The 24,004-nt window shown below is 75.0% G+C and carries 3 protein-coding genes; all 3 read right to left on the bottom strand.

Annotated features, from left to right (window positions below; translation table 11 throughout):
• On the bottom strand, positions 1 to 8,739 hold an 8,739-nt coding region (locus ACQRUO_RS30500; protein ID WP_428319346.1), incomplete at its 3' end, for a type I polyketide synthase.
• Positions 8,740 to 8,778: 39 nt separating this feature from the next.
• Entirely contained in the window at positions 8,779 to 22,605 is a 13,827-nt protein-coding gene (locus ACQRUO_RS30495; RefSeq protein ID WP_428319345.1) for a type I polyketide synthase, read from the bottom strand.
• Between the two features lie 48 nt (positions 22,606 to 22,653).
• A partial coding sequence (locus ACQRUO_RS30490; protein WP_428319344.1) for a beta-ketoacyl reductase occupies positions 22,654 to 24,004 on the bottom strand: 1,351 nt, incomplete at its 5' end.

The raw sequence follows: 24,004 nt of genomic DNA, 5'->3' as shown, positions 1-24,004 counted from the left end.
CAGGCGGCCGGCGAGGCCGGCGGTCGCCGCGGGGGCGGTCGGCTCGGCTGCGCGCAGCGCCTCGCGGGCCGCGGGCAGCTCGGTCAGCAGCGGGCTCGGGCGGTTGGCGGTGAAGGCGGGGGCGAAGCGGGCCCAGTCGACGTCCGCGACGGTCAACGCCGTCTCGCCCGCTGCCACCGCCTGGCTCAGTGCGCCGATCGCCGACCCGGGCGCCAGGGCGGCCAGGCCGCGCCGGGCCAGCTGTTCGGCTGCACCGTCGGCCGCGGCCATGCCGCCGCCGGCCCACGGGCCCCAGGCGATCGCGGTGCCGGCCAGGCCACGGGCCCGGCGCGCCTCGGCGAGGGCGTCGAGTGCGGCGTTGGCCGCGCTGTAGAGCGCCTGCCCGCCGCTGCCCCAGACACCGGCGATCGAGGAGAAGAGCACGAAGGCGTCCAGCTCGCGCTCGCCCAGCAGTTCGTCCAGGTGGGCGGCGCCGGCCACCTTGCCCGCGACCACGGCGGCGGCCGCGGCGAGGGTGCTGTCGGTGAGCGGGGCCGCGTGGCTCACGCCGGCCGCGTGCACGACCGCGGCGAGCTCGGGGCAGTGGTCGAGCAGCGCGACGACGGCGGCACGGTCGGCCAGGTCGCAGGCCTCGACGGCCACCTCGGCACCCAGCGCGGTCAGTTCGGCGGTCAGCTCGGCCGCGCCGGGAGCGTCCGGGCCGCGGCGACTGGTCAGCACCAGCCGCTCGGCGCCGTGGGCGGCCAGCCAACGAGCCACCTCGGCACCCAGCGCACCGGTGCCACCGGTGACCAGCACGGTGCCGCGCGGCTGCCAGTCGACCGCGGTGGCCGGCTCGGCGTGGCGCAGGCGGCGGGCGAAGACGGCGGCGGAGCGGATCGCCACCTGGTCCTCGGTGCCGTCGGAGAGCACGGCCACCAGGCGGTCCAGGGCACGGTTGTCGATGGCCGCGGGGAGGTCGACCAGACCGCCCCACCCGGCCGGGGCCTCCAGCGCCACCGCCTGGCCCAGGCCCCAGGCGAGCGCCTGGAGCGGCGCGCTCACCGCGTCGCCCTGGCCGGTGCTCACCGCGCCACGGGTCAGGCACCAGAGCGGCACGCCCAGGCCGGCAGTGGCCAGGGCGAGGGTGGCCGCGAAGCCGGCGGTCAGCTCGGCGTGGTCGGGGTGCGGGCGCTCGTCGAGGGCGAGCAGCGAGAGCACGCCGGTGGTGCCGGCGTCGACGGCTGCGGCAGTCAGCTCGCCCGGGACCAGCACGGCGCCGCGCTGCTCCAGGGCGGTGGCGAGCGCCGTCACCTGGCCGCTGGGCTGCTCGGGCAGGGCCACCAGCCAGCGGCCGGCCAGCGTGCGGGTGCGGGGCAGGTCGAGCGGGGTCCAGGCCACCCGGTAGCGGCGGGCGTCCAGCTCCGAACGGGCCTGGCTGCGCTTGCGGTAACCGGAGAGGGCGGGCAGCAGCCGGTCCAGGAAGGCCCGGTCGGTGCCCAGGTCGGGAATGTCCAGCGCCCGGGCGAGCGCAGCGGTGTCCGCCTGCTCGACGGCGGTCCACAGCGCGGCGTCGGCCGGGTGCGCGGCGAGCTCCGGGGCCGGCGCGGCCTGCGGCCAGAAGCGCTCGTGCTGGAAGGCGTAGGTGGGCAGGTCGGTGAAGCGGGCGGTCGGCGGGTGCGGCCAGCGGACCGCGGTGCCCGCGACGTGCAGCCGGGCCAGCGCGGCGAGGGCGGTGGCGGGCTCGGGGCGGTCCTTGCGCAGGGTGGCGGTCAGAACAACGGCCGGCTCGGCCAGGCAGTCGGCGGCAAGCGCGGTGAGGACGGCGTCGGGGCCGAGCTCCAGGTAGCGGGTGGCTCCCTGGGCGGCCAGCGCCTGGACGCCGTCGTGGAAGCGGACGGCCTCACGGACGTGGCGCACCCAGTAGTCGGGGGTGCTCCAGTCGTCGGTGACGGGCGCACCCGTCACGGTGGAGACGGCGGCGAGCGTCGGTGCGCCGAAGGAGAGTTGGGAGACGACGGTGCGGAACTCGTCGAGCATCGGGTCCATCAGCGGGGAGTGGAAGGCGTGGCTGACGGTCAGGCGCTTGGTCTTGCGGCCCTGCTGCTCGACGTGGGCGGCGATGGCCAGGGCGGCGGTTTCGTCGCCGGAGACCACGGTGGCGGTCGGGCCGTTGACCGCGGCGATGGAGACGCCCTCGGTGAGCAGCGGCAGCACCTCGGCCTCGGACGCCTGCAGCGCGATCATCGCGCCACCCGCTGGCAGCGCCTGCATCAGGCGACCACGGGCGGCCACCAGGGCGCAGGCGTCCTCGAGGGAGAACACCCCGGCCACCTGCGCCGCCGCGATCTCACCGATCGAGTGACCGAGCACCAGGTCCGGGGTGACGCCCCAGGACTCCAGCAGGCGGAACAACGCCACTTCGAGCGCGAACAGTGCCGGCTGGGCGAACTCGGTGCGGTGCAGCCGCTCGTCGTCACCGAACACCAGCTCGCGCAGATCGGCGGCCAGGTCGAAGCGCGCGCAGACCGCATCGAAGGCATCCGCGAACACCGGGAACGCGTCGTACAGTTCACGCCCCATCCCCGAACGCTGCGCACCCTGCCCCGTGAAGAGGAAGGCAGTGCGGCCGGAGACGGTGTTGCCCTGCGCGATCGCCGGGTGTGCCTCGCCGCGGGCGAGGGCGGCGAGGCCGGCTCGGAGTTCCTCGGGGTCGGTGCCGCTGAGGGCCGCGCGGTGGTCGAGGGTGGCGCGGGCGGTGGTGAGGGTGTGGGCGATGTCGGCCGGTGCGAGGGCGGGGTGGGCGAGCAGGTGCGCGTGCAGGCGCTCGGCCTGGGCACGCAGCGCCTCGGGCGACTTGGCGGAGAGCACCCACGGCAGCGGGACCGAAGCGCCCGTGCCTTCGGCCACCGGCTCATCGGCGGGCGCCTCCTCGAGGATGGTGTGCGCGTTGGTGCCACTCAGCCCGAAGGACGAGACACCCACCCGCCGCACCCGCCCCTCCTCACGCGGCCAAGTCTGCTCCTCGGTCAACAACTCCACCGCACCCGCCGACCAATCAACCTGCGGCGACGGCTCATCCACATGCAAGGTGCGCGGCAACACCCCGTGCTGCAACGCCATCACCATCTTGATCAGACCCGCCACACCCGCAGCAGCCTGCGTGTGACCCAGGTTCGACTTCACCGAACCCAACCACAACGGACGACCAGCCTCCCGACCCTGCCCATAGGCGTTGATCAGCGCCTGGGCCTCGATCGGGTCACCGAGCTTGGTGCCGGTCCCGTGCGCCTCGACGGCGTCGACCTGGGCGCTCGTCAGCTGCGCACTGGCCAGGGCGGCCCGGATCACCCGCTGCTGGGAGGGGCCGTTGGGGGCGGTCAGGCCGTTGGAGGCACCGTCCTGGTTCACCGCGCTGCCGCGGATCACCGCGAGCACCGGATGCCCGAGCCGCCGGGCGTCACTCAGCCGCTCCAGCAGCAACATGCCGACGCCCTCCGACCAGCCCGTACCATCCGCACCCGCCGCAAACGGCTTGCACCGACCATCACCAGCCAACCCACCCTGCCGCGCGAACTCCGCAAACGCCCCCGGCGTCGACATCACCGTCACCCCACCCGCCAACGCCACATCACACTCACCCGACCGCAACGACTGCACCGCCAAATGCAACGCCACCAACGACGACGAACACGCCGTATCCACCGTCACCGCAGGACCCTCAGCACCCAACACATACGCCACCCGACCCGACACCACCGACGCCGCACTCCCCGTCCCCACATGCCCCTCAACACCCTCAACACCCGCACCAAGAAGCAACATCGGATAATCCTGACCATTCGTCCCCGCAAACACCCCCAACCGCGAACCCCTCACCGACAACGGATCAACCCCACCCCGCTCCAACGCCTCCCACGACACCTCCAACAACAACCGCTGCTGCGGATCCATCGCCAACGCCTCCCGCGGCGACACCCCAAAAAACCCCGCATCAAACCCAGCCACCCCCTCAACAAACCCACCCACCCGAGCAAACCCCCCACCCAACCCACCAACATCCCAACCCCGATCCCCCGGAAACCCCGACATCGCATCACCACCACCCACCACCAACTCCCACAACTCCTCCGGCGACCCCACCCCACCCGGGAACCGACACCCCATCCCCACCACCACCACCGGCTCACCCACACCCACGGGCGAAGCCACCACCGGCGCCGTCTCCTCGGCGATCTCCGCCCCGAGCAGTTCGGCGCCCAGGTGCCGGGCGAGCGAGCGGGCCGTCGGGTAGTCGAAGACCAGTGAGGAGGGCAGCCGCAGGCCCGTGGCCAGGTCGAGGCGGTTGCGCAGCTCGACGGCGGTCAACGAGTCGAAGCCCAGGTCACGGAAGGCCCGATCGGCCTCCACCGCCTCGGCGGAGGCGTGGCCCAGCACGGTGGCCGCGTCACGACAGACCAGGTCCAGCAGCGCGTTGGCCCGCTCGGCCGTCGGCAGCCCGGCGAGCCGGCTGCGCAGGTCCCCGCGCTCGGCCGGGGCGGACCCGGACTCGGCCGGCAGGTCGACGAGTTCGCCGAGCAGCGGCAGCGGCCGCGCGGTGGTCAGCGCCGGTGCGAGCCGCGCCCAGTCGAGGTCGGCGACCAGCACCGAGGCCAGGTCCGCACCGGCCGCCCGGGCCAGCGCCCGCACCGCGAGCTCCGGGGCCAGCGGCGCCACGCCACCGCGGCGCAGCCGCTCCGCCACCACGTCGTCGGCCGCCATGCCGGCACCCGCCCACGGACCCCAGGCGATCGACACCGCCGGCAGCCCCCGACCGCGCCGGTACTCCGCCAGGGCGTCGAGGTACGCGTTGGCCGCGGCATATGCACCCTGCCCGGCCGCGCCCACGACACCGGCCTGCGAGGAGAAGAGGACGAACGCGTCCAACTCCCGCTCGGCCGTCAGCTCGTGCAGATTCCACGCCCCCTGCGCCTTCGCCGCCAGCACTCCCGCCACCCGCTCCGGCGTCAACCCCGCCAACACCCCGTCATCCAACACACCAGCCGCATGCACCACCGCCGAGAACGCGAACCGCTCGAACAACCCGGCCAGTTGAGCCCGATCAGCCACATCACACGCCTCGACCACCACCTCGATCCCCAGCTCGTCGAGCCCCGCCAAGCCCGGAGCTGCGAGACCACGCCGACTGGTCAACACGACCCGCTCAGCACCGGCACCCGCCAGCCAGCGGGCCACCGCCACACCCAGAGCGCCGGTCCCACCGGTGACCAGCACCGTCCCCGACGGCACCCACTCCCCCGCACCCGACGACGATCCGACCCGCACCAACCGTCGCCCGAACACCCCGGAGCCGCGCACCGCCGCCTGATCCTCGACCACACCCACCAGCACCGACACCAACCGCGCCACCACCCGCTCGTCCACCCCACCCACCGGCAGATCCACCAACCCACCCCACACCCGCGGCAACTCCAACCCCGCCACCCGACCCAGACCCCACACCAACCCCTGACCAGGCGCCGACACCCCATCCGCCCGACCCACCGACACCGCACCCCGCGTCACACACCACACCCGCGCGGCCGACTCCACGTCGCCCAGCGCCTGCACCAGGCCCAGCGTCCGCACCAGGCCCTCGGTGCCGGCCGCCGCGCCCTCGGCGCAGGCCAACAGCGAGAGCACCCCGTCCAGCGGACCTGCCGCGCGCAGCCGCTCGGCCAGCGTGACGCGGTCGGCCGCCTCGGGGTCCACCTCGAACAGCTCGGCTGCGGCACCATGGCGAGTCAGGCCGGCCAGCAGCGGCTCGGCGAGGTCGCCGGCCACGCCCGCCGGCGCGACGATCAGCCAGCGGCCGGTGAGCGCAGCACCCGACGCCAGGGTCAGCGGGCGCCAGACCGCGCGGTGCTGCCAGCCGTCGAGCGCCGAGCGAGCCCGGCTGCGGGCCCGGTAGGCGGAGAGCGCGGGCAGCAGGTCGCCGAGCGAGCCGCCGTCGGTCAGTTCCAGGGCGCCGGAGAGACCGGCCAGGTCACCTCGCTCGACGGCCGCCCAGAACTCGGCGTCCTGGCCGGTCCCGGCGGCGTCGGCGGCGGGACGCGGGTCGTCGAGCAGCCAGTAGCGCTGGTGCTGGAAGGCGTAGGTCGGCAGCTCCACCAACCGCGCCGACTCCGGGAACTGCCACGCCACCTTGACGCCCGAGACGTGCAGGCCCCCCACCGCGCCCAGGAAGCAGGCGACCTCGCCACGGTCCTTGCGCAGCACCGGCGCCAGCACCTGCGGCTCCTCGCTCACGCAGTCCCGCACCAGCGCCGACAGCACACCGTCCGGCCCCAGCTCCAGGAACCGCGTCACGCCGGCGTCCCGCAGGGCGAGCACGCCGTCGTGGAAGCGCACCGCCTCCCGCACCTGCCGCACCCAGTACTCCGGGTCGCCCCACTCACCGGACACCGGGGCACCGGTCACCGTCGAGACGGCGGACAGCTGTGGTTCGCCGAAGGAGAGCCCAGCGACGACCTCGCGGAACTCCGCGAGCATCCCGTCCATCAAGGTCGAGTGGAAGGCATGACTGACCGTCAGGCGCTTGGTCTTGCGGCCCAGCTGCTCGAAGTGGGCGGCGAGCGCGAGCGTGTCGCTCTCGGTGCCGGAGATCACCACAGCGGTGGGGCCGTTGACGGCGGCGATCGACACGCCGTCGGTGAGCAACGGCCGCACCTCGGCCTCGGTCGCCTGCACCGCCACCATCGCACCGCCCGCCGGCAGCGCCTGCATCAGACGGCCGCGCGCCGCCACCAGCGTGCACGCGTCCGCCAGCGACAGCACCCCGGCCACGTGCGCCGCGGCGATCTCGCCGACCGAGTGACCGAGCACGACGTCCGGCGTGACGCCCCACGACTCCAGCAACCGGAACAGTGCCACCTCCAACGCGAAGAGCGCCGGCTGCGCGAAGCCCGTCCGGTGGATCTCCTCGTCGAGCGGCAGCGCCACTCCGAGCTGCGCGCAGACCGCGTCATGGGCCGCCGCGAACACCGGGAAGGCGTCGGACAACTCCCGGCCCATGCCCGGCCGTTGCGCACCCTGACCGGTGAAGAGGAACGCCGTGCGGCCCTCGCTCGCGGCCACGCCCGTGACCAGTCCGGGCGCCTCGCGCCCCTCGGCCAGCGCGGCCAGCGCGTCCCGCTCCAGCACCACCGCGCGGTGCTCGAAGGTCGAACGCGAGGTCGCCAGCGAGTACCCGAGGTCGGCCGTGTCCGTTTCCTGATCAGTGTTCAGATACTCCTGCAGCCGGGCAGCCTGGGCCCGCAGGCTGTCTGCCGTCCGGGCCGACAGCGGCCAGACCAGCGGAACGTCGCAGGCCTCGCGCGGCTCGGCCGCCACGGCCGGCGCCTGCTCCACGATCACATGCGCGTTGGTCCCGCTCACGCCGAAGGCGGAGACGCCCACCCGGCGCGGTTCGCCGGTCTCCGGCCACGCCCGCGCCTCGGTCAGCAGCTCCACCGCACCCGCCGACCAGTCGACCTCTCCCGTGGGGGCGTCCACGTGCAGGGTCCGGGGCAGCACGCCGTGCCGGATCGCCATGACCGACTTGATCACGCCACCGACGCCGGCTGCCGCCTGGGAGTGGCCGATGTTGGACTTCAACGAGCCGAGCCAGAGCGGCCGTTCGGCCGCCCGACCCTGGCCGTAGGTGGCCAGCAAGGCCTGGGCCTCGATCGGGTCGCCCAGCGTGGTGCCCGTCCCGTGCGCCTCGACCGCGTCCACCTGGTCGACCGTCAGACCGGCGTTCACCAGCGCCGCGCGGATCACCCGCTGCTGGGCCGGGCCGTTCGGTGCCGTCAGGCCGTTGGAGGCGCCGTCCTGGTTCACCGCACTGCCGCGCAGCACCGCCAGCACCGGGTGCCCGTTGCGGCGGGCATCGGAGAGCTTCTCCACCAGCAGCATGCCGACGCCCTCGGACCACCCGGTCCCGTCGGCCGCCGCCGCGAACGGCTTGCAGCGACCGTCGGCGGCCAGCCCGCGCTGCCGGCTGAACTCCACGAACGCCGCCGGGCTGGCGATCACCGTGACGCCACCGGCCAGCGCCAGTGTGCACTCGCCGTTGCGCAGGGCCTGGGCGGCCAGGTGCAGCGCGACCAGCGAGGAGGAACAGGCGGTGTCGATGGTCATCGCCGGGCCTTCCAGCCCGAAGGTGTAGGCCAGGCGCCCGGAGACCACCGAGGTGGCACTGCCGGTCAGCAGGTGACCCTCCAGCCCCTCCGGCACCTCCTGGAGACCCGCGCCGTACCCCGAGGTCGAGGCGCCGACGAAGACGCCGGCCCGGCTGCCCTTGAGCGTCGCCGGATCGATGCCGGCCCGCTCGAACGCCTCCCAGGAGGTCTCCAGCAGCAGCCGCTGCTGCGGGTCCATCGCCAGCGCCTCGCGCGGCGAGATCCCGAAGAACCCGGGGTCAAACGCGCCCGCGTCGTGCAGGAAACCGCCCTCGTCGGCGTAGCAGGTGCCCGGGTGCTCCGGGTCCGGGTGGAAGAGTGCCGCCAGGTCCCAGCCGCGGTCGGCCGGGAACCCGGAGATGGCGTCCGCCCCGTCCGCCACCAGCCGCCACAACTCCTCGGGCGAGCCGACCCCGCCCGGGTAGCGGCAGCTCATCGCCACGATGGCGACGGGCTCGGGCTGCCCGCCCGACTCCAACTCGCGCAGGCGCTGGCGTGTCTGGTGCAGATCAGCCGTTACCCGCTTGAGGTAGTCGCGGAGCTTCTCTTCATTCACCATGGAACCCTTGCCTGTTGAGATGGGTCAGACGGGGGACAGCTACGCGTCGCCGGACTGGTCGTCCAGCCCGAGCTCGTTGTTGATGAAGGCGAACAGGTCGTCGTCCGAGGCGTCGTCGAGCTGCTGGAGCACCGACTCCTCCTCGCCCGCCCCGGCCGCACTCGCCTCCGGTCCGGTCAACCGGGCCAGCAGGATGCCGAGTCGGGCGGCCACCGCGGCCCGGGTCTCCCCGTCCGCGCCGGTGCCGAGCACGGCGGCCTCCAGCCGGTCGAGTTCGGCCAGCGCCGACTGCGGGGTCCCCGCGTCCGGCAGCAGCTCGGCGCCGATGTGCGCGGCGAGGGCGGCCGGGTTGGGGTGGTCGAAGACCAGGGTGGACGGCAGCCGCAGTCCGGTGTCCGCGCCGAGCAGGTTGCGCAGTTCGACCGCGGTGAGCGAGTCGAAGCCGAGCTCCGTGAACGGGCGGTCGGCCTCGACCGCGTCGGCCGCGGCGTGCCCGAGGGCGGTGGCGGCGTGGCCGCGGACCAGGTCGAGCAGCAGGCGGTCGCGCTCGGCAGCGCCGAGCGTGCGCAGGCGGTCGGTCAGGCCGCCGGCGGCCACGGGGCTGGTCGGCTCGGCCGCGCGCAGCGCCTCGTGGGCCGCGGGCAGACCGGTCAGCAGCGGGCTGGGCCGGTTCACCGTGAAGGCCGGCGCGAACCGGGTCCAGTCGATGTCGGCCACGGTCAGCCCGGACGCGCCGGCACCCACCGCGCGGTGCAGCGCGGCGATCGCCTGCGCGGGCCGCAGCAGCCGCAGGCCGCGGCGGGCCAGGTGCGCCTCGGCGCCCTCGGCGTCCGCCATGCCGCCGCCGGCCCACGGGCCCCAGGCGATCGCGGTGCCGGCCAGGCCGCGGGCCCGGCGGGTCTCGGCGAGGGCGTCGAGTGCGGCGTTGGCCGCGCTGTAGAGCGCCTGCCCGCCGCTGCCCCAGATGCCCGCGATCGAGGAGAAGAGCACGAAGGCGTCCAGCTCGCGGTCGCCCAGCAGCTCGTCCAGGTGCACCGCACCCGTCACCTTGCCCGCGACCACGGCCGCCGCGTCGGCGAGGGTGCTGTCGGCCAGGGTGCCGTTCACGTTGACGCCGGCCGCGTGCACCACGCCGGTGAGGTCGGGGCAGCGGTCGAGCAGCGCGGCGACGGCGGCCCGGTCGGCCAGGTCGCAGGCCTCGACGGCCACCTCGGCACCGAGCGCGGTCAGTTCGGCGGTCAGCTCGGCCGCACCGGGGGCGGCCGGGCCGCGGCGGCTGGTCAGCACCAGCCGCTCGACGCCGTGGGCGGCCAGCCAGCGGGCCACCTCGGCACCCAGCACACCGGTGCCGCCGGTCACCAGAACCGTGCCGCGCGGTTGCCAGTCGGCCGCAGCAAGGCCCGGCTCGGCGTAGCCCAGGCGGCGGGCGAAGACGGCGGCGGTGCGAATCGCCACCTGGTCCTCGGTGCCGTCGGAGACGACGGCGAGCAGCCGGTCCAGGGTGCGGTCGTCGACGGCCGCGGGGAGGTCGACCAGACCGCCCCAGCCGGCCGGGGTCTCCAGCGCCGCTGCCCGGCCGAGGCCCCAGACCAGGGCCTGGGCGGGTGCGGTCAGGGTGTCCGTGTCGTCCGTGGCCACCGCGCCGCGGGTCGCGCACCAGAGCGGGGCGCCCAGTTCGGCGGCCGCCAGCGCCAGGGTGGCCGCGAAGCCCGCGGTGAGCGCGGGGAACTCGGGGTGCGGGGTGTCGTCCAGCGCGAGGAGGGAGAGCACGGCGCTCGTGGCGGTGTCCACGGCCGCGGCCGCCTTCTCGACACCGGTGACCAGCACGCCACCACGCCGCTCCAGCGCGGCCGCCAGCTCGACCACCTCGTCGCTCGGCTGCTCCGGCACGACCACCAGCCAGCGGCCGGCCGGTACGCCGGTGCGGGGCCGGTCGAGCGGCGACCAGGTCACCTGGTAGCGCAGCGCGTCCAGTTGCGCGCTCTGCTGCCGGTCGCGGCGGTAGTCGGTGAGTGCCGGGAGCACGCTGCTCAGCGGGGCTTGGTCGTCCACGCCGAGCGCCGACGCGAAGGCGGCGAGGTCGCCGGAGTCCACGGCCGCCCAGAGGCGGTCGTCGGTCTCCAGGCCGGCCGGGGTTACGGCCGTCTGCTCGGGCCAGTAGCGGGTGCGCTCGAAGGGGTAGGTGGGCAGGTCGGCGAGGAGTGCCCGGGTCTGGAGCTGCCAGCTGACGGGCGTGCCGTCGACGTGGAGTTCGGCGAGGGCGGTCAGGAAGGACTGCACCTCGGGCCGGTCCTTGCGCAGCGCGGTCGCCGCAACTCGGGGCTCGGTGGGCAGGCTGTCCTGGGCGAGGGCGGTGAGGGTGCCGTCGGGGCCGACCTCCAACAGGCGGGTCACGCCGTGGGCGGCCAGCGTCTGGATGCCGTCGTGGAACCGGACCGCCTCGCGCACGTGACGCACCCAGTACGCCGGGTCGCAGACCTCGTCGCTCACCAGCGCGCCGGTCAGGTTGGAGACCAGCGCGATCCGCGGCACAGCAGGCGAAAGCCCACGCACCACCTCGCCGAACTCCACCAGCATCGCGTCCATAGCGTCTGAGTGAAACGCATGCGAGACCCGCAAACGCCTAGTCTTCCGACCCAGCTGCTCGAAGTGCTCGGCGATCACCAGGGCCGCGGCCTCGTCACCGGAGACCACGGTGGCCTGCGGGCCGTTGACCGCGGCGATCGAGACGCCGTCGGTGAGCAGCGGCAGCACCTCCGCCTCCGTGGCCTGCACCGCCACCATTGCCCCACCAGCCGGCAAGGCCTGCATCAGCCGGCCACGGGCGGCGACCAGGGTGCAGGCGTCCTCCAGCGAGAACACCCCGGCCACGTGCGCGGCGGCGATCTCACCCACCGAGTGACCGATCACCACATCCGGGGTGACACCCCAGGACTCGAGCAGCCGGAACAGCGCGACCTCAAGCGCGAACAGCGCCGGCTGCGCAAACCCGGTCTGATGCACAGCGTCATCAGCGGGGAGCTCGACATCAAGCCGCGCACACACCGCGTCATACGCATCCGCGAACACCGGGAACGCCGCATACAACTCACGTCCCATACCAGGCCGCTGCGACCCCTGCCCCGTGAACAGGAACGCCGTGCGACCGTCCGGGTCAGCCGTGCCCAGGCGGACCTCGGCGACGCGGCGGCCCTCGGCCAGGGCAGCCAGGCCGTCCAAGCCGGCCGCGTGATCGTCCGCGAGGATCGCGGCGCGGTGCTTGAGGGTGGCGCGGGCGGTGGTGAGGGTGTGGGCGATGTCGGCCGGGGTGAGGGCTGGGTGGGCGAGCAGGTGCGCGTGCAGGCGCTCGGCCTGGGCACGCAGCGCCTCGGGCGACTTGGCGGACAACACCCACGGCAGCGGCACCGAAGCGCCCATTTCATCGGCCACCGGCTCCTCGGCCGGCGCCTCCTCGAGGATGGTGTGCGCGTTGGTGCCACTCAGCCCGAAGGACGAGACACCCACCCGCCGCACCCGCCCCTCCCGACGCGGCCAGGCCTGCTCCTCGGTCAACAACTCCACCGCACCCGCCGACCAGTCGACCTGCGGCGACGGCTCATCCACATGCAACGTGCGCGGCAACACACCGTGCTGCAACGCCATCACCATCTTGATCAAACCCGCCACACCCGCAGCAGCCTGCGTGTGACCCAGGTTCGACTTCACCGAACCCAACCACAACGGACGACCGGCCTCCCGACCCTGCCCATACGTCGCCAGCAACGCCTGCGCCTCGATCGGGTCCCCCAGACTCGTCCCGGTCCCGTGCGCCTCCACCGCGTCCACGTCCGCCGTCGACAGCCCGGCGTTCGCCAGCGCCTGCCGGATCACCCGCTGCTGCGCAGGACCGTTCGGCGCGGTCAGCCCGTTCGACGCCCCGTCCTGGTTGATCGCTGAGCCGCCCACCACCGCGAGCACCCGGTGCCCGAGCCGCCGAGCGTCACTCAGCCGCTCCAACAGCAACATGCCGGCGCCCTCCGACCAGCCCGTACCATCCGCACCCGCCGCAAACGGCTTGCACCGACCATCACCAGCCAACCCACCCTGCCGCGCGAACTCCGCAAACGCCCCCGGCGTCGACATCACCGTCACCCCACCCGCCAACGCCACATCACACTCACCCGACCGCAACGACTGCACCGCCAAATGCAACGCCACCAACGACGACGAACACGCCGTATCCACCGTCACCGCAGGACCCTCACCCCCCAACACATACGCCACCCGACCCGACACCACCGACGCCGCACTCCCCGTCCCCACATGCCCCTCAACACCCTCAACACCCGCACCAAGAAGCAACATCGGATAATCCTGACCATTCGTCCCCGCAAACACCCCCAACCGCGAACCCCTCACCGACAACGGATCAACCCCACCCCGCTCCAACGCCTCCCACGACACCTCCAACAACAACCGCTGCTGCGGATCCATCGCCAACGCCTCACGCGGCGACACCCCAAAAAACCCCGCATCAAACCCAGCCACCCTCTCAACAAACCCACCCACCCGAGCAAACCCCCCACCCAACCCACCAACATCCCAACCCCGATCACCCGGAAACCCCGACATCGCATCACCACCACCCACCACCAACTCCCACAACTCCTCCGGCGACCCCACCCCACCCGGGAACCGACACCCCATCCCCACCACCACCACCGGCTCACCCACACCCACGGGCGAAGCCACCACCGGCGCCACGGCCCCGGCCAAGCCGGCCAGCTCCGCCTCCAGCTGCGCCGCCAGCGCGGTCGCCGTCGGGTAGTCGAAGACCACGGTGCTGGGCAGCCGCAGCCCGGTGCGGGCGTCGAGGCGATTGCGCAGCTCGACGGCGGTCAACGAATCGAAGCCCAGGTCACGGAAGGCCCGATCAGCCTCCACCGCCTCCGCCGAGGCGTAGCCCAGCACGGCCGCCACCTGGGTGCGCACCAGGGTCAGCAGGTGCCGGGAGCGCTCGACCGGCGTGAGCGGGGCCAGCTCCGCGGCCAGCGGCAGCCGGCTGTCCGGCGCTGCCTCGGTCGGCGCGGTCGCGCCGCCGGGGACCAGCTCGGCGACCAGCGCGGAGGGCCGGGCCGCCGTCAGGGCCGGGCCGAAGACCGCCCAGTCGAGGTCGGCGACCAGCACCGAGGCCAGGTCGCCACCGGCCGCCCGGCCCAGCGCCGCCACCGCGAGCTCCGGCGCCAGTGCGGTCACCCCGCCGCGCCGCAGCCGCTCCTCGACCACCTCGTCGGCCGCCATGCCGGCACCCGCCCACGGACCCCAGGCGATCGACACCGCCGGCAGCCCCCGACCACGCCGGTACTCCGCCAGCGCATCCAGGTAGGCGTTCGCCGCCGCGTAACTCCCCTGACCCGCACCACCGATGACACCCGCCATCGAGGAGAAGAGGACGAACGCGTCCAACTCCCGCTCGGCCGTCAGCTCGTGCAGATTCCACGCTCCCTGCGCCTTCGCCGCCAGCACTCCCGCCACCCGCTCCGGCGTCAACCCCGCCAACACCCCGTCATCCAACACACCAGCCGCATGCACCACCGCCGAGAACGCGAACCGCTCGAACAGATCCACCAGTTGAGCCCGGTCGGCCACATCACACGCCTCGACCACCACCTCCACCCCGAGCCCCGCCAACTCCGCAACACCAGGAGCCCCGAGACCACGCCGACTCGTCACCACCACCCGCTCAGCACCGGCACCCGCCAACCACCGTGCCACCGCCACACCCAACGCCCCGGTGCCACCCGTCACCAGCACCGTCCCCGACGGCACCCACTCCCCCGCACCCCACGACGCCCGCACCAACCGCCGCCCGAACACCCCGGAACCACGCACCGCCACCTGATCCTCGACCCCACCCACCAGCACCGACACCAACCGCGCCACCACCCGCTCGTCCACCCCACCCACCGGCAGATCGACCAACCCACCCCACACCCGCGGCAACTCCAACCCCGCCACCCGACCCAGACCCCACACCAACCCCTGACCAGGCGCCGACACCCCGTCCGCCCGACCCACCGACACCGCACCCCGCGTCACACACCAGAGCGGCGCCTCGAGGCCGCCGGCGAGCAGTGCCAGCGTCTCGGCGAGGCCCACCGACAGCTCGGGGTGCTCCGGGTGCGGGCGCTCGTCCAGCGCCAGCAGCGAGAGCACACCGGTGGTGCCCGCGTCGATCGCCGCGGTCGCCTCGCCGGCCCGCACCGCGAGCACGTCGCCGCGCCGGGCCAGGCCCTCGACCAGGGCCGTCAGCTCCGCATCGGGGTTCTCCGGCAGCACGACCACCCAGCGCCCGGGCAGCGAACCGCCGACCGGCAGGTCCAGCGGCTGCCAGCTCACCCGGTACGGCCAACGGTCCAGCGTCGAGCGGCTGAGGCTGCGCTCGCGGTAGGCGGTCAGCGCGGGCAGCAGCTCGTCGAGCGCGCCCTCCTCGCCGACCTGGAGGGACTCGGCCAGCTCACCGAGGTCGCCGCGTTCGACCGCGGCCCAGAAGGCCGCGTCGTCCGCGGTCCCGGCTCCGTCGGCGGCGGGACGCGGGTCGTCGAGCAGCCAGTAGCGCTGGTGCTGGAAGGCGTAGGTCGGCAGCTCCACCAACCGCGCACCGGCCGGGAACTGCCAGTCGACCGGCACACCCGACACGTGCAACCGCGCCAGCGCGCCCAGGAAGCCCGCCACCTCCGCACGGTCCTTGCGCAGCACCGGCGCCAGCACCTGCGGCTCCTCCGCCACACAGTCCCGCACCAACGCCGACAGCACCCCGTCCGGCCCCAGCTCCAGGTACCGCGTCACGCCGGCGTCCCGCAGGGCGAGCACGCCGTCGTGGAAGCGCACCGCCTCCCGCACCTGCCGCACCCAGTACTCCGGGTCGCCCCACTCACCGGCGACCGGGGCACCGGTCACCGTCGAGACGGCGGACAGCACCGGCACGTCGAACTCCAGCTCCGCGACCACCCGGCGGAACTCGGCCAGCATCGGCTCCATCAGCGGCGAGTGGAACGCATGGCTGACCTCCAGCCGGCGGGTCTTCCGCCCGAGCCGCTCGAAGTGCTCGCCGATCTCCAGGGCGGCCGCCTCCGCACCGGAGACCACCACCGCCGCCGGGCCGTTCACCGCGGCGATCGAGACGCCCTCGGTCAGCAGCGGCAGCACCTCCGCCTCGGACGCCTGCAGCGCGACCATCGCGCCACCGGCCGGCAACGCCTGCATCAGCCGACCGCGCGCCGCCACCAGCGCACACGCGTCCGCCAGCGACAGCACCCCCGCCACGTGCGCCGCGGCGATCTCCCCCACCGAGTGGCCCAGCACCACATCCGGCGCCACGCCCCAGGACTCCAGCAACCGGAACAGTGCGACTTCGAGCGCGAACAGCGCCGGCTGCGCGAACCCGGTCCGGTGCACCGTCCCGTCCAGCGGCAGCACCACGTCCAGGCGCGCACAGACCGCGTCGTAAGCGTCCGCGAAGACCGGGAAGGCCTCGTACAACTCCCGCCCCATGCCCGGCCGCTGCGCCCCCTGCCCGGTGAAGAGGAACGCCGTCCGGCCACCGGCCGCGGCCACCCCCGTCACCAGCCCGGGCGCCTCCCGTCCCTCGGCCAGCGCGACCAGCGCGTCCCGCTCCAGTACCACCGCACGGTGGTCCAACACCGAGCGGCCGACCGCCAGCGAGTACCCGAAGTCGACCGCGTCGACTTCCTGGTCACCGATCTGACGGGACTGACGAGACGTCATCGCGTCGAGCAGCCGGGCCGCCTGGGCCCGCAGCCCGTCCGCCGTCCGGGCCGACAGCGGCCAGAGCAGCGGAGCGTCGCAGGCCTCGCGCGGCTCGGCCGCCACGGCCGGCGCCTGCTCCACGATCACGTGCGCGTTGGTGCCGCTGAGCCCGAAGGCCGAGACGCCCACCCGGCGCGGCTCGCCGGTCTCCGGCCAGGCCCGTGCCTCGGTCAGCAGCTCGACCGCGCCCGCCGACCAGTCCACGTGCGGGGTCGGCGCATCCACGTGCAGGGTGCGCGGCAGCACCCCCGCCTGCATGGCCAGCACCGTCTTGATCACGCCCGCGACCCCGGCCGCGGCCTGGGTGTGGCCGATGTTGGACTTCAACGACCCGAGCCAGAGCGGCCGTTCGTCAGCGCGACGCCGACCGTAGGTGGCCAGGATGGCCTGCGCCTCGATCGGGTCGCCCAGCGTGGTGCCCGTCCCGTGCGCCTCGACCGCGTCGACCTGCTCGGCCGTCAGCCCGGCGTTGGCCAGGGCGGCCCGGATCACCCGCTCCTGGGCCGGGCCGTTGGGCGCGGTCAGGCCGTTGGAGGCGCCGTCCTGGTTGACGGCACTGCCACGCAGCACCGCCAACACCGGGTGCCCGTTGCGACGGGCCTCACTCAACCGCTCCACCAGCACCATTGACACGCCCTCGGACCAGCCGGTCCCGTCGGCGGCCGCCGCGAACGGCTTGCACCGGCCGTCGACCGCGAGCCCGCGCTGCCGGCTGAACTCCACGAACGCCGCCGGGCTCGCCAGCACGGTGACGCCGCCGACCAGCGCCAACTCGCACTCGCCGGCCCGCAGCGCCTGGGCGGCCAGGTGCAGCGCCACCAGCGAGGAGGAGCAGGCCGTGTCGACGGTCATCGCCGGGCCTTCCAGCCCGAAGGTGTAGGCCAGGCGCCCGGAGACCACGGACATCGCGTTGCCGGTCAGCAGTTGGCCCTCGAGGGACTCGGCGGCCTCGCCGCCCTCCGCGCCGTAGCCCTGGTAGGAGGCACCGACGAAGACGCCGGCCCGGCGGCCGCGGACCGCGGCGGGGGCGATGCCCGCACGCTCGAAGACCTCCCAGGCCGCCTCCAGCAGCAGGCGCTGCTGCGGGTCGGTGGCCAGCGCCTCGCGCGGCGAGATGCCGAACAGCTCGGCGTCGAAGTCCCCGGCCTGGTGCAGGAAGCCGCCCTCGCGGGCGTAGCAGGTGCCGGGGTGGTCCGGGTCCGGGTGGTAGAGGCCGGCCAGGTCCCAGCCGCGGTCGGTCGGGAAGTCGCCGATGCCGTCGCCGCCCTCGGCCAGCAGCTGCCAGAGCTCCTGCGGGCTGCGGATGCCGCCGGGCAGCCGGCAGCTCATGGCGACGATGGCCACCGGGTCGTCGTCGGCCACGGCGAGGGCCGGTGCCGGGGTGTCCGGGTCGGCGGCGGCGTCCGCGCCGAGCAGGGCCTGGCGCAGGTGGGCGGCCAGCACGGCCGGGGTCGGGTGGTCGTAGACCAGGGTGGCGGGCAGCGCGACGCCGGTCTCGGCGGTGAGCGCGTTGCGCAGCTCGACGGCGGTCAGCGAGTCGAAGCCCAGCTCGCGGAAGGCCTTGTCGGCGGGCAGCTCGGCACCGGCGCCGTGGCCGAGCACGGCGGCGGCGTGACCGCGGACCAGGTCGACCAGCAGCCGCTCCCGCTCGGCCGGCGGCAGCGCGGCCAGGCGGGCCCGCAGCTCGGTGCCGGCGGCCTGGCCGGGGGCGGTGCCGGCGGCCGGCTGTCCGGCCAGGGCGGCGACGGCCGCCGGGAGGTCGGCGAGCAGCGCGCTGGCCCGGTTGACCGTGAAGGCGGGGGCGAACCGGGCCCAGTCGACATCGGCGACGGTCAGCTGGGCGTCGGTGCCGGTCAATGCCTCGCTCAGGGCGGCGAGGGCCAGCGCCGGGTCCATCATCGGCAGGCCGCGGCGGGCGAGTTCGACCTCGGCGCCGTCCCGGACGGCCATGCCGGTGCCGCCCCACGGGCCCCAGGCCACCGAGGTGGCGGCCAGGCCACGGGACCGGCGGGCCTCGGCGAGGGCGTCCAGGTAGGCGTTGGCGGCGGCGTATCCGGCCTGGCCGCCGCTGCCCCAGATGCCGGCGATCGAGGAGTACAGCACGAAGGCGTCCAGCGCGCGGTCGCCGAGCAGCTCGTCCAGGTGGGCGGCGCCGGCGACCTTGGCGGCGAGCACCTCGGCGAGTTCGGCCGGGGTCAGCTCGGCGAAGGCGGTCAGCTGGCCGACGCCGGCGGTGTGCACCACGGCGGTGAGGTCCGGGAGGCCGTCGAGCAGCGCGGCGACGGCGGCGCGGTCGGCGACGTCGCAGGCGGCGATGGTCACCTCGGCGCCGAGCGCGGTCAGTTCGGCGCGCAGCTCGGCCGCGCCGGGGGCGTCCGGGCCGCGGCGGGCGGTGAGCACCAGGTGGGCGGCGCCGTTGGCGGCCAGCCAGCGGGCGGCCTGGGCGCCGAGCGCGCCGGTGCCGCCGGTGACCAGCACGGTGCCGCGCGGCTGCCAGGCGACGGCCGCCGGGTCGGCGGGCTTGGCCTGGTGCAGGCGGCGGGCGAAGGTGCCGGTGGCCCGGACGGCCACCTGGTCCTCGGTGCGGTCCGCGAGGGCGGCGGCCAGCCGGCGGCCGGCCCGCTCGTCGAGCACGGCCGGGAGGTCGAGCAGGCCGGCCCAGCGGCCGGGGTGTTCCAGCGCCGCGACCCGGCCCAGGCCCCAGAGCGCGGCCGGCGCGGGGTCGGCCGGGGCGTCGGCACGGCCGGTGGCGACGGCGCCGCGGGTCAGCACCCGCAGCGGGGCCGCGAGGTCGAGGTCGGCCAGCGCCTGCACCAGCGCGGTGGTGGCGGTGAGGGCCAGCGGGAGGTGCGGGTGCTGGGGGTGCGGGCCCGCGGCGAGGGCCAGCAGCGAGAGCACGCCGGCCGGGGCCGGCAGGTCGGCGAGCGTGTCGTGCAGCGCCTCGGTGAGCCGTTCGCGGTTCAGCTCGCCGGCGTCGAGCAGCAGTTGGACCGGTTCGGCGCCGTGCGCCCGCAGTGCGGCGCAGAGCTCGGCGACCGGTTCGGCGTCGACTTCGGAGCGTGGCACCAGCAGCAGCCAACTGCCCTCCAGAGTAGGCGCGGTGGCCTCGGGCAGCGGCTGCCAGCCGATCCGGTAGCGCCAACCCGCCACGGTGGAGCGGTCGCTCTGCCGGCGGCGGTAGGCGGCCAGGGCCGGCAGCAGGTCGGGCAGCCGGGTGTCGGGGTCGACCTGCAGCGCGCTGCTGAAGCCGGCCAGGTCGGCCTGCTCGACGGCCGCCCAGAACCGGCCGTCGGCGCCGCCGGGCGCCGCGGGGGCGGTGGCCGCGGGCTCCGCGTCGAGCCAGTAGCGCTGCCGCTGGAAGGGGTAGGTGGGCAGGTCGGCGTGGCGGGCGCCGGTGCCGGCGAAGAAGCGCTCCCAGTCGACGGCGGTGCCGTGGGCGTGCAGCTCGGTCAGCGCGCGCAGCAGGGTGAACGCTTCGGGGCGGTCCTTGCGCAGGGTGGCCGTCAAGCTCACCCCGGCGTCGAGGCACTCGGGTGCGAGGGCGGTGAGCACCCCGTCGGGGCCGAGCTCCAGGTAGCGGGTGACGCCCTCGGCCTGCACCGCGCGGATGCCGTCGTGGAAGCGGACGGCTTCGCGCACGTGGCGCACCCAGTACTCGGGCTCGCTCCACTCGTCGGTGACGGGCGCACCCGTCACCGTGGAGACGGCAGCCAACGTCGGCACGCCGAACGAGAGCTGCGCGACCACGGCGCGGAACTCGTCGAGCATCGGGTCCATCAGCGGCGAGTGGAAGGCGTGGCTGACGGTCAGGCGCTTGGTCTTGCGGCCCAGCTGCTCGACGTGGGCGGCGATCGCCAGCGCGGCGGCCTCCTCGCCGGAGACCACGGTGGCGGTCGGGCCGTTGACGGCGGCGATGGAGACGCCTGCGGTGAGCAGCGGCAGCAGCTCGGCCTCGGACGCCTGCAGCGCGATCATCGCGCCACCGGCCGGCAGCTGCTGCATCAGGCGACCACGCGCGGCCACCAGGGCGCAGGCATCGTCCAGCGAGAACACCTCGGCCACGTGCGCCGCCGCGATCTCACCGATCGAGTGCCCCAGCACCACCTCCGGGGTGACACCCCAGGACTCCAGCAGCCGGAACAGCGCCACCTCCAGCGCGAACAGCGCCGGCTGGGCGAACTCGGTGCGGTGCAGCCGCTCGTCGTCCCCGAACACCAACTCGCGCAGGTCAAGGGCCAGGTCGAAGCGCGCGCAGACCGCGTCGAAGGCCGCCGCGAACACCGGGAACGCGTCGTACAGTTCACGCCCCATGCCGGGCCGCTGGGCGCCCTGGCCGGTGAAGAGGAAGGCGGTGCCGGCGGCCGGGCGGGCGGTGCCGCGCACCAGGTTCGGGGCGGTGCCGCCCTCGGCCAGCACGGCCAGCCCGCGCAGCAGGTCGGCGCGGTCCGCGCCGACCACGGCGGCGCGGTGCTCGAAGGCGGCCCGGCCGGTGGCGAGGGTGACGGCGACGTCGAGGGCGGAGGTGTCCTGCGCGTGCTCGCCGAGGTGGGTGTGCAGCTGCTCGGCCTGGGCGCGCAGGGCGGCCTCGGTGCGGGCGGCGAGCAGCCAGGGCAGCACGGCGGGCGCCGCCGGCTCGACCGGATCGGCGGCGGCCGGCTCGGGCGCCTGCTCGATGATCACGTGGGCGTTGGTGCCGCTCACCCCGAAGGAGGAGACGCCGGCCCGGCGCGGGCGGCCGGTCGCCGGCCACTCCCGGGCCTCGGTGAGCAGTTCGACCGCGCCCGCCGACCAGTCGACGTGCGGCGAGGCCTCCTCGACGTGCAGCGTGCGCGGCAGCCGGCCGTGGCGGATCGCCTCGACCATCTTGATCACCCCGGCCACGCCGGCGGCGGCCTGGGTGTGGCCGAGGTTGGACTTCAGCGCGCCCAGCCAGGCCGGCTGGTCGGCGGGGCGGTCCTGCCCGTAGGTGGCGAGCAGCGCCTGCGCCTCGATCGGGTCGCCGAGCGAGGTGCCGGTGCCGTGCGCCTCGATGGCGTCGACCTCGGCGGCGGTCAGCCGGGCGTTGGCCAGCGCCGCGCGGATCACCCGCTGCTGGGAGGGGCCGTTGGGGGCGGTGAGGCCGTTGGAGGCACCGTCCTGGTTCACCGCCGTGCCGCGCACCACGGCGAGCACCGGGTGGCCGTTGCGGCGGGCGTCGGAGAGCTTCTCGACCAGCAGGATGCCGACTCCCTCGGCCCAGCCGGTGCCGCCCGCGTCGGCCGAGAAGGCCCGGCAGCGGCCGTCCACGGCCAGCGCCTGCTGCCGGCTGAACTCGACGAACGCCGCCGGACTGGCCATCACCGAGACCGCGCCGGCCAGCGCCAGCGTGCACTCGCCGCTGCGCAGCGCCTGGGCGGCCAGGTGCAGCGCGACCAGCGAGGAGGAGCAGGCGGTGTCCACGGTGACCGCCGGGCCCTCCAGACCGAGCGCGTAGGAGATCCGACCGGAGACCACGCTGGCCGCGCTGCCCAGGCCCAGGTAGCCCTCGAAGTCCTCCGGCGCGCGGTGCAGCCGGGAGGCGTAGTCCTGGCCGTTGGTGCCGACGAAGACGCCGACCCGGCCGCCGCGCACCGTCGCCGGGTCGATGCCCGCGCGCTCGAAGGCCTCCCAGGAGGTCTCCAGCAGCAGCCGCTGCTGCGGGTCGGTGGCGATCGCCTCGCGCGGCGACATGTCGAAGAACGCCGGGTCGAACTCGGCGGCGCTGTAGAGGAATCCGCCCTGGTCGGTGTAGCAGGTGCCGGGGTGCTCCGGGTCCGGGTCGTACAGCCCCGCCAGGTCCCAGCCGCGGTCGGTGGGGAACGGCCCGATCGCGTCCACCCCGTCCGCGACCAGCTGCCAGAGGTCCTCGGGCGTCCGCACGCCCCCCGGGAAGCGGCAGCTCATCGCGACAATCGCGACGGGCTCGTGCGGCGCGGCGGTCAGCAGCTGGTTCTGCTGCTTGAGCCGCTCGTTCTCCCGCAGGGAGGCGCGCAGCGCTTCGACAACCTTCTCGGCAGGCGTAGCCATCAAAAACTCCACGGTCAGGAGCGGTTCAAGCAGTACGGGAAGCAGCAGGCAGGGATGGGATCAGGCGCCGGCGCCGTCGAGCGCCCGCTGGACCAGCGCCTCGACGTCCATCGCGTCGAAGTCGCTGTCGGCCGCCGGGGCCGGCTCGAGGGGCGCACCGGTCTCGACGGGCTCGGCCGCCACGGCCGCCATGCTCGCCGCGGCCGGCTCGGCGGCGAGGCCGAGCAGGGCGTCGAGCAGGCCCGCCGCCCGCAGCCGGGCCAGCGACACGGTCGCCAGCGCCTCGCGCACCGCGGCCTCGCCCGGCTCCGCGGCCGCCGGGGTGGGACCGGGCCGGCCCAGCTGCTCGCCCAGGTGGCGGGCCAGCACGGCCGGGGTCGGGTAGTCGAAGACCAGGGTGGCGGGCAGCTTGAGGCCGGTGGCCTGGCCGAGCCGGTTGCGCAGCGCGAGCGCGGTGATCGAGTCGAAGCCGAGGGTGCGGAACGCCCGCTCGGGTTCGACCGCCGCGGCCGAGGTGTGCGCGAGCACGGCGGCGACGTGGCCGCGGACCAGGTCGACCAGGGCCCGCTCGCGCTTGGCGGCGGACAGCCCGGCCAACCGGTCGAGCAGTTCCGCGGCGTCGTCGGCGGCCGGGGTCCGGTCCGCGGCGGGCGGCTGGGCCGGCCGGAGTTCGGCCAGCAGCGGGGCGGCGGCCTCGCCGCGGTGCCGCTGCCAGTCGAGGTCGGCGACCAGCAGCACGGCGGCGTCCTCGTCCAGCGCCCGGTGCAGGGCGGTGATCGCGGCGGCCGGCGCCATCGGCAGCACGCCGCGTGCGCCGAGCTGTTCGCCCACCGCGCCGGCGGCCAGGCCGACCGCCGCCCAGGCGCCCCAGGCCACCGAGGTGCCGGGCAGCCCGGCCGCGCGGCGCAGCTGGACCAGGGCGTCCAGGTAGGCGTTGGCGGCCGCGTAGCTGCCCTGCCCGGCGCTGCCGAGGGTGCCGGCGGCGGAGGAGAAGAGCACGAAGGCGTCCAGCTCCGTTCCGGCGGTCAACTCGTGCAGGTGCCAGGCGCCGAGGGCCTTGGGGGCCAGCACGGCGGCCGCCCGCTCGGGCGTCAGGGTGTCCAGCACGCCGTCGTCCAGCACCGCGGCGGTGTGGAAGACCGCGCGCACCGGGTTGCGCTCCAGCAGCTCGGCAAGCTCCTGACGGTCCGCCACATCACAGGTCTCGATGACAACTTCGGCGCCGAGCGCGACCAGGTCGGCGCGCAGCTCGGCCGCGCCGGGGGCCGCCGGGCCGCGCCGGCTGGTCAGCACCAGGCGTTCAGCACCCTGGGCGGCCAGCCAGCGGGCCACCTCCGCGCCCAGGCCGCCGGTGCCGCCGGTGACCAGCACGGTGCCGGCGGGCTGCCAGCGCCCGGCCGGGGCGCTCGGA

It is taken from the genome of Kitasatospora sp. LaBMicrA B282 (genome assembly GCF_050325825.1).
GTDB lineage: Bacteria > Actinomycetota > Actinomycetes > Streptomycetales > Streptomycetaceae > Kitasatospora.
Note: the sequence above shows the minus strand (reverse complement) of the source record. Positions and strands in the feature narration are given on the sequence as shown.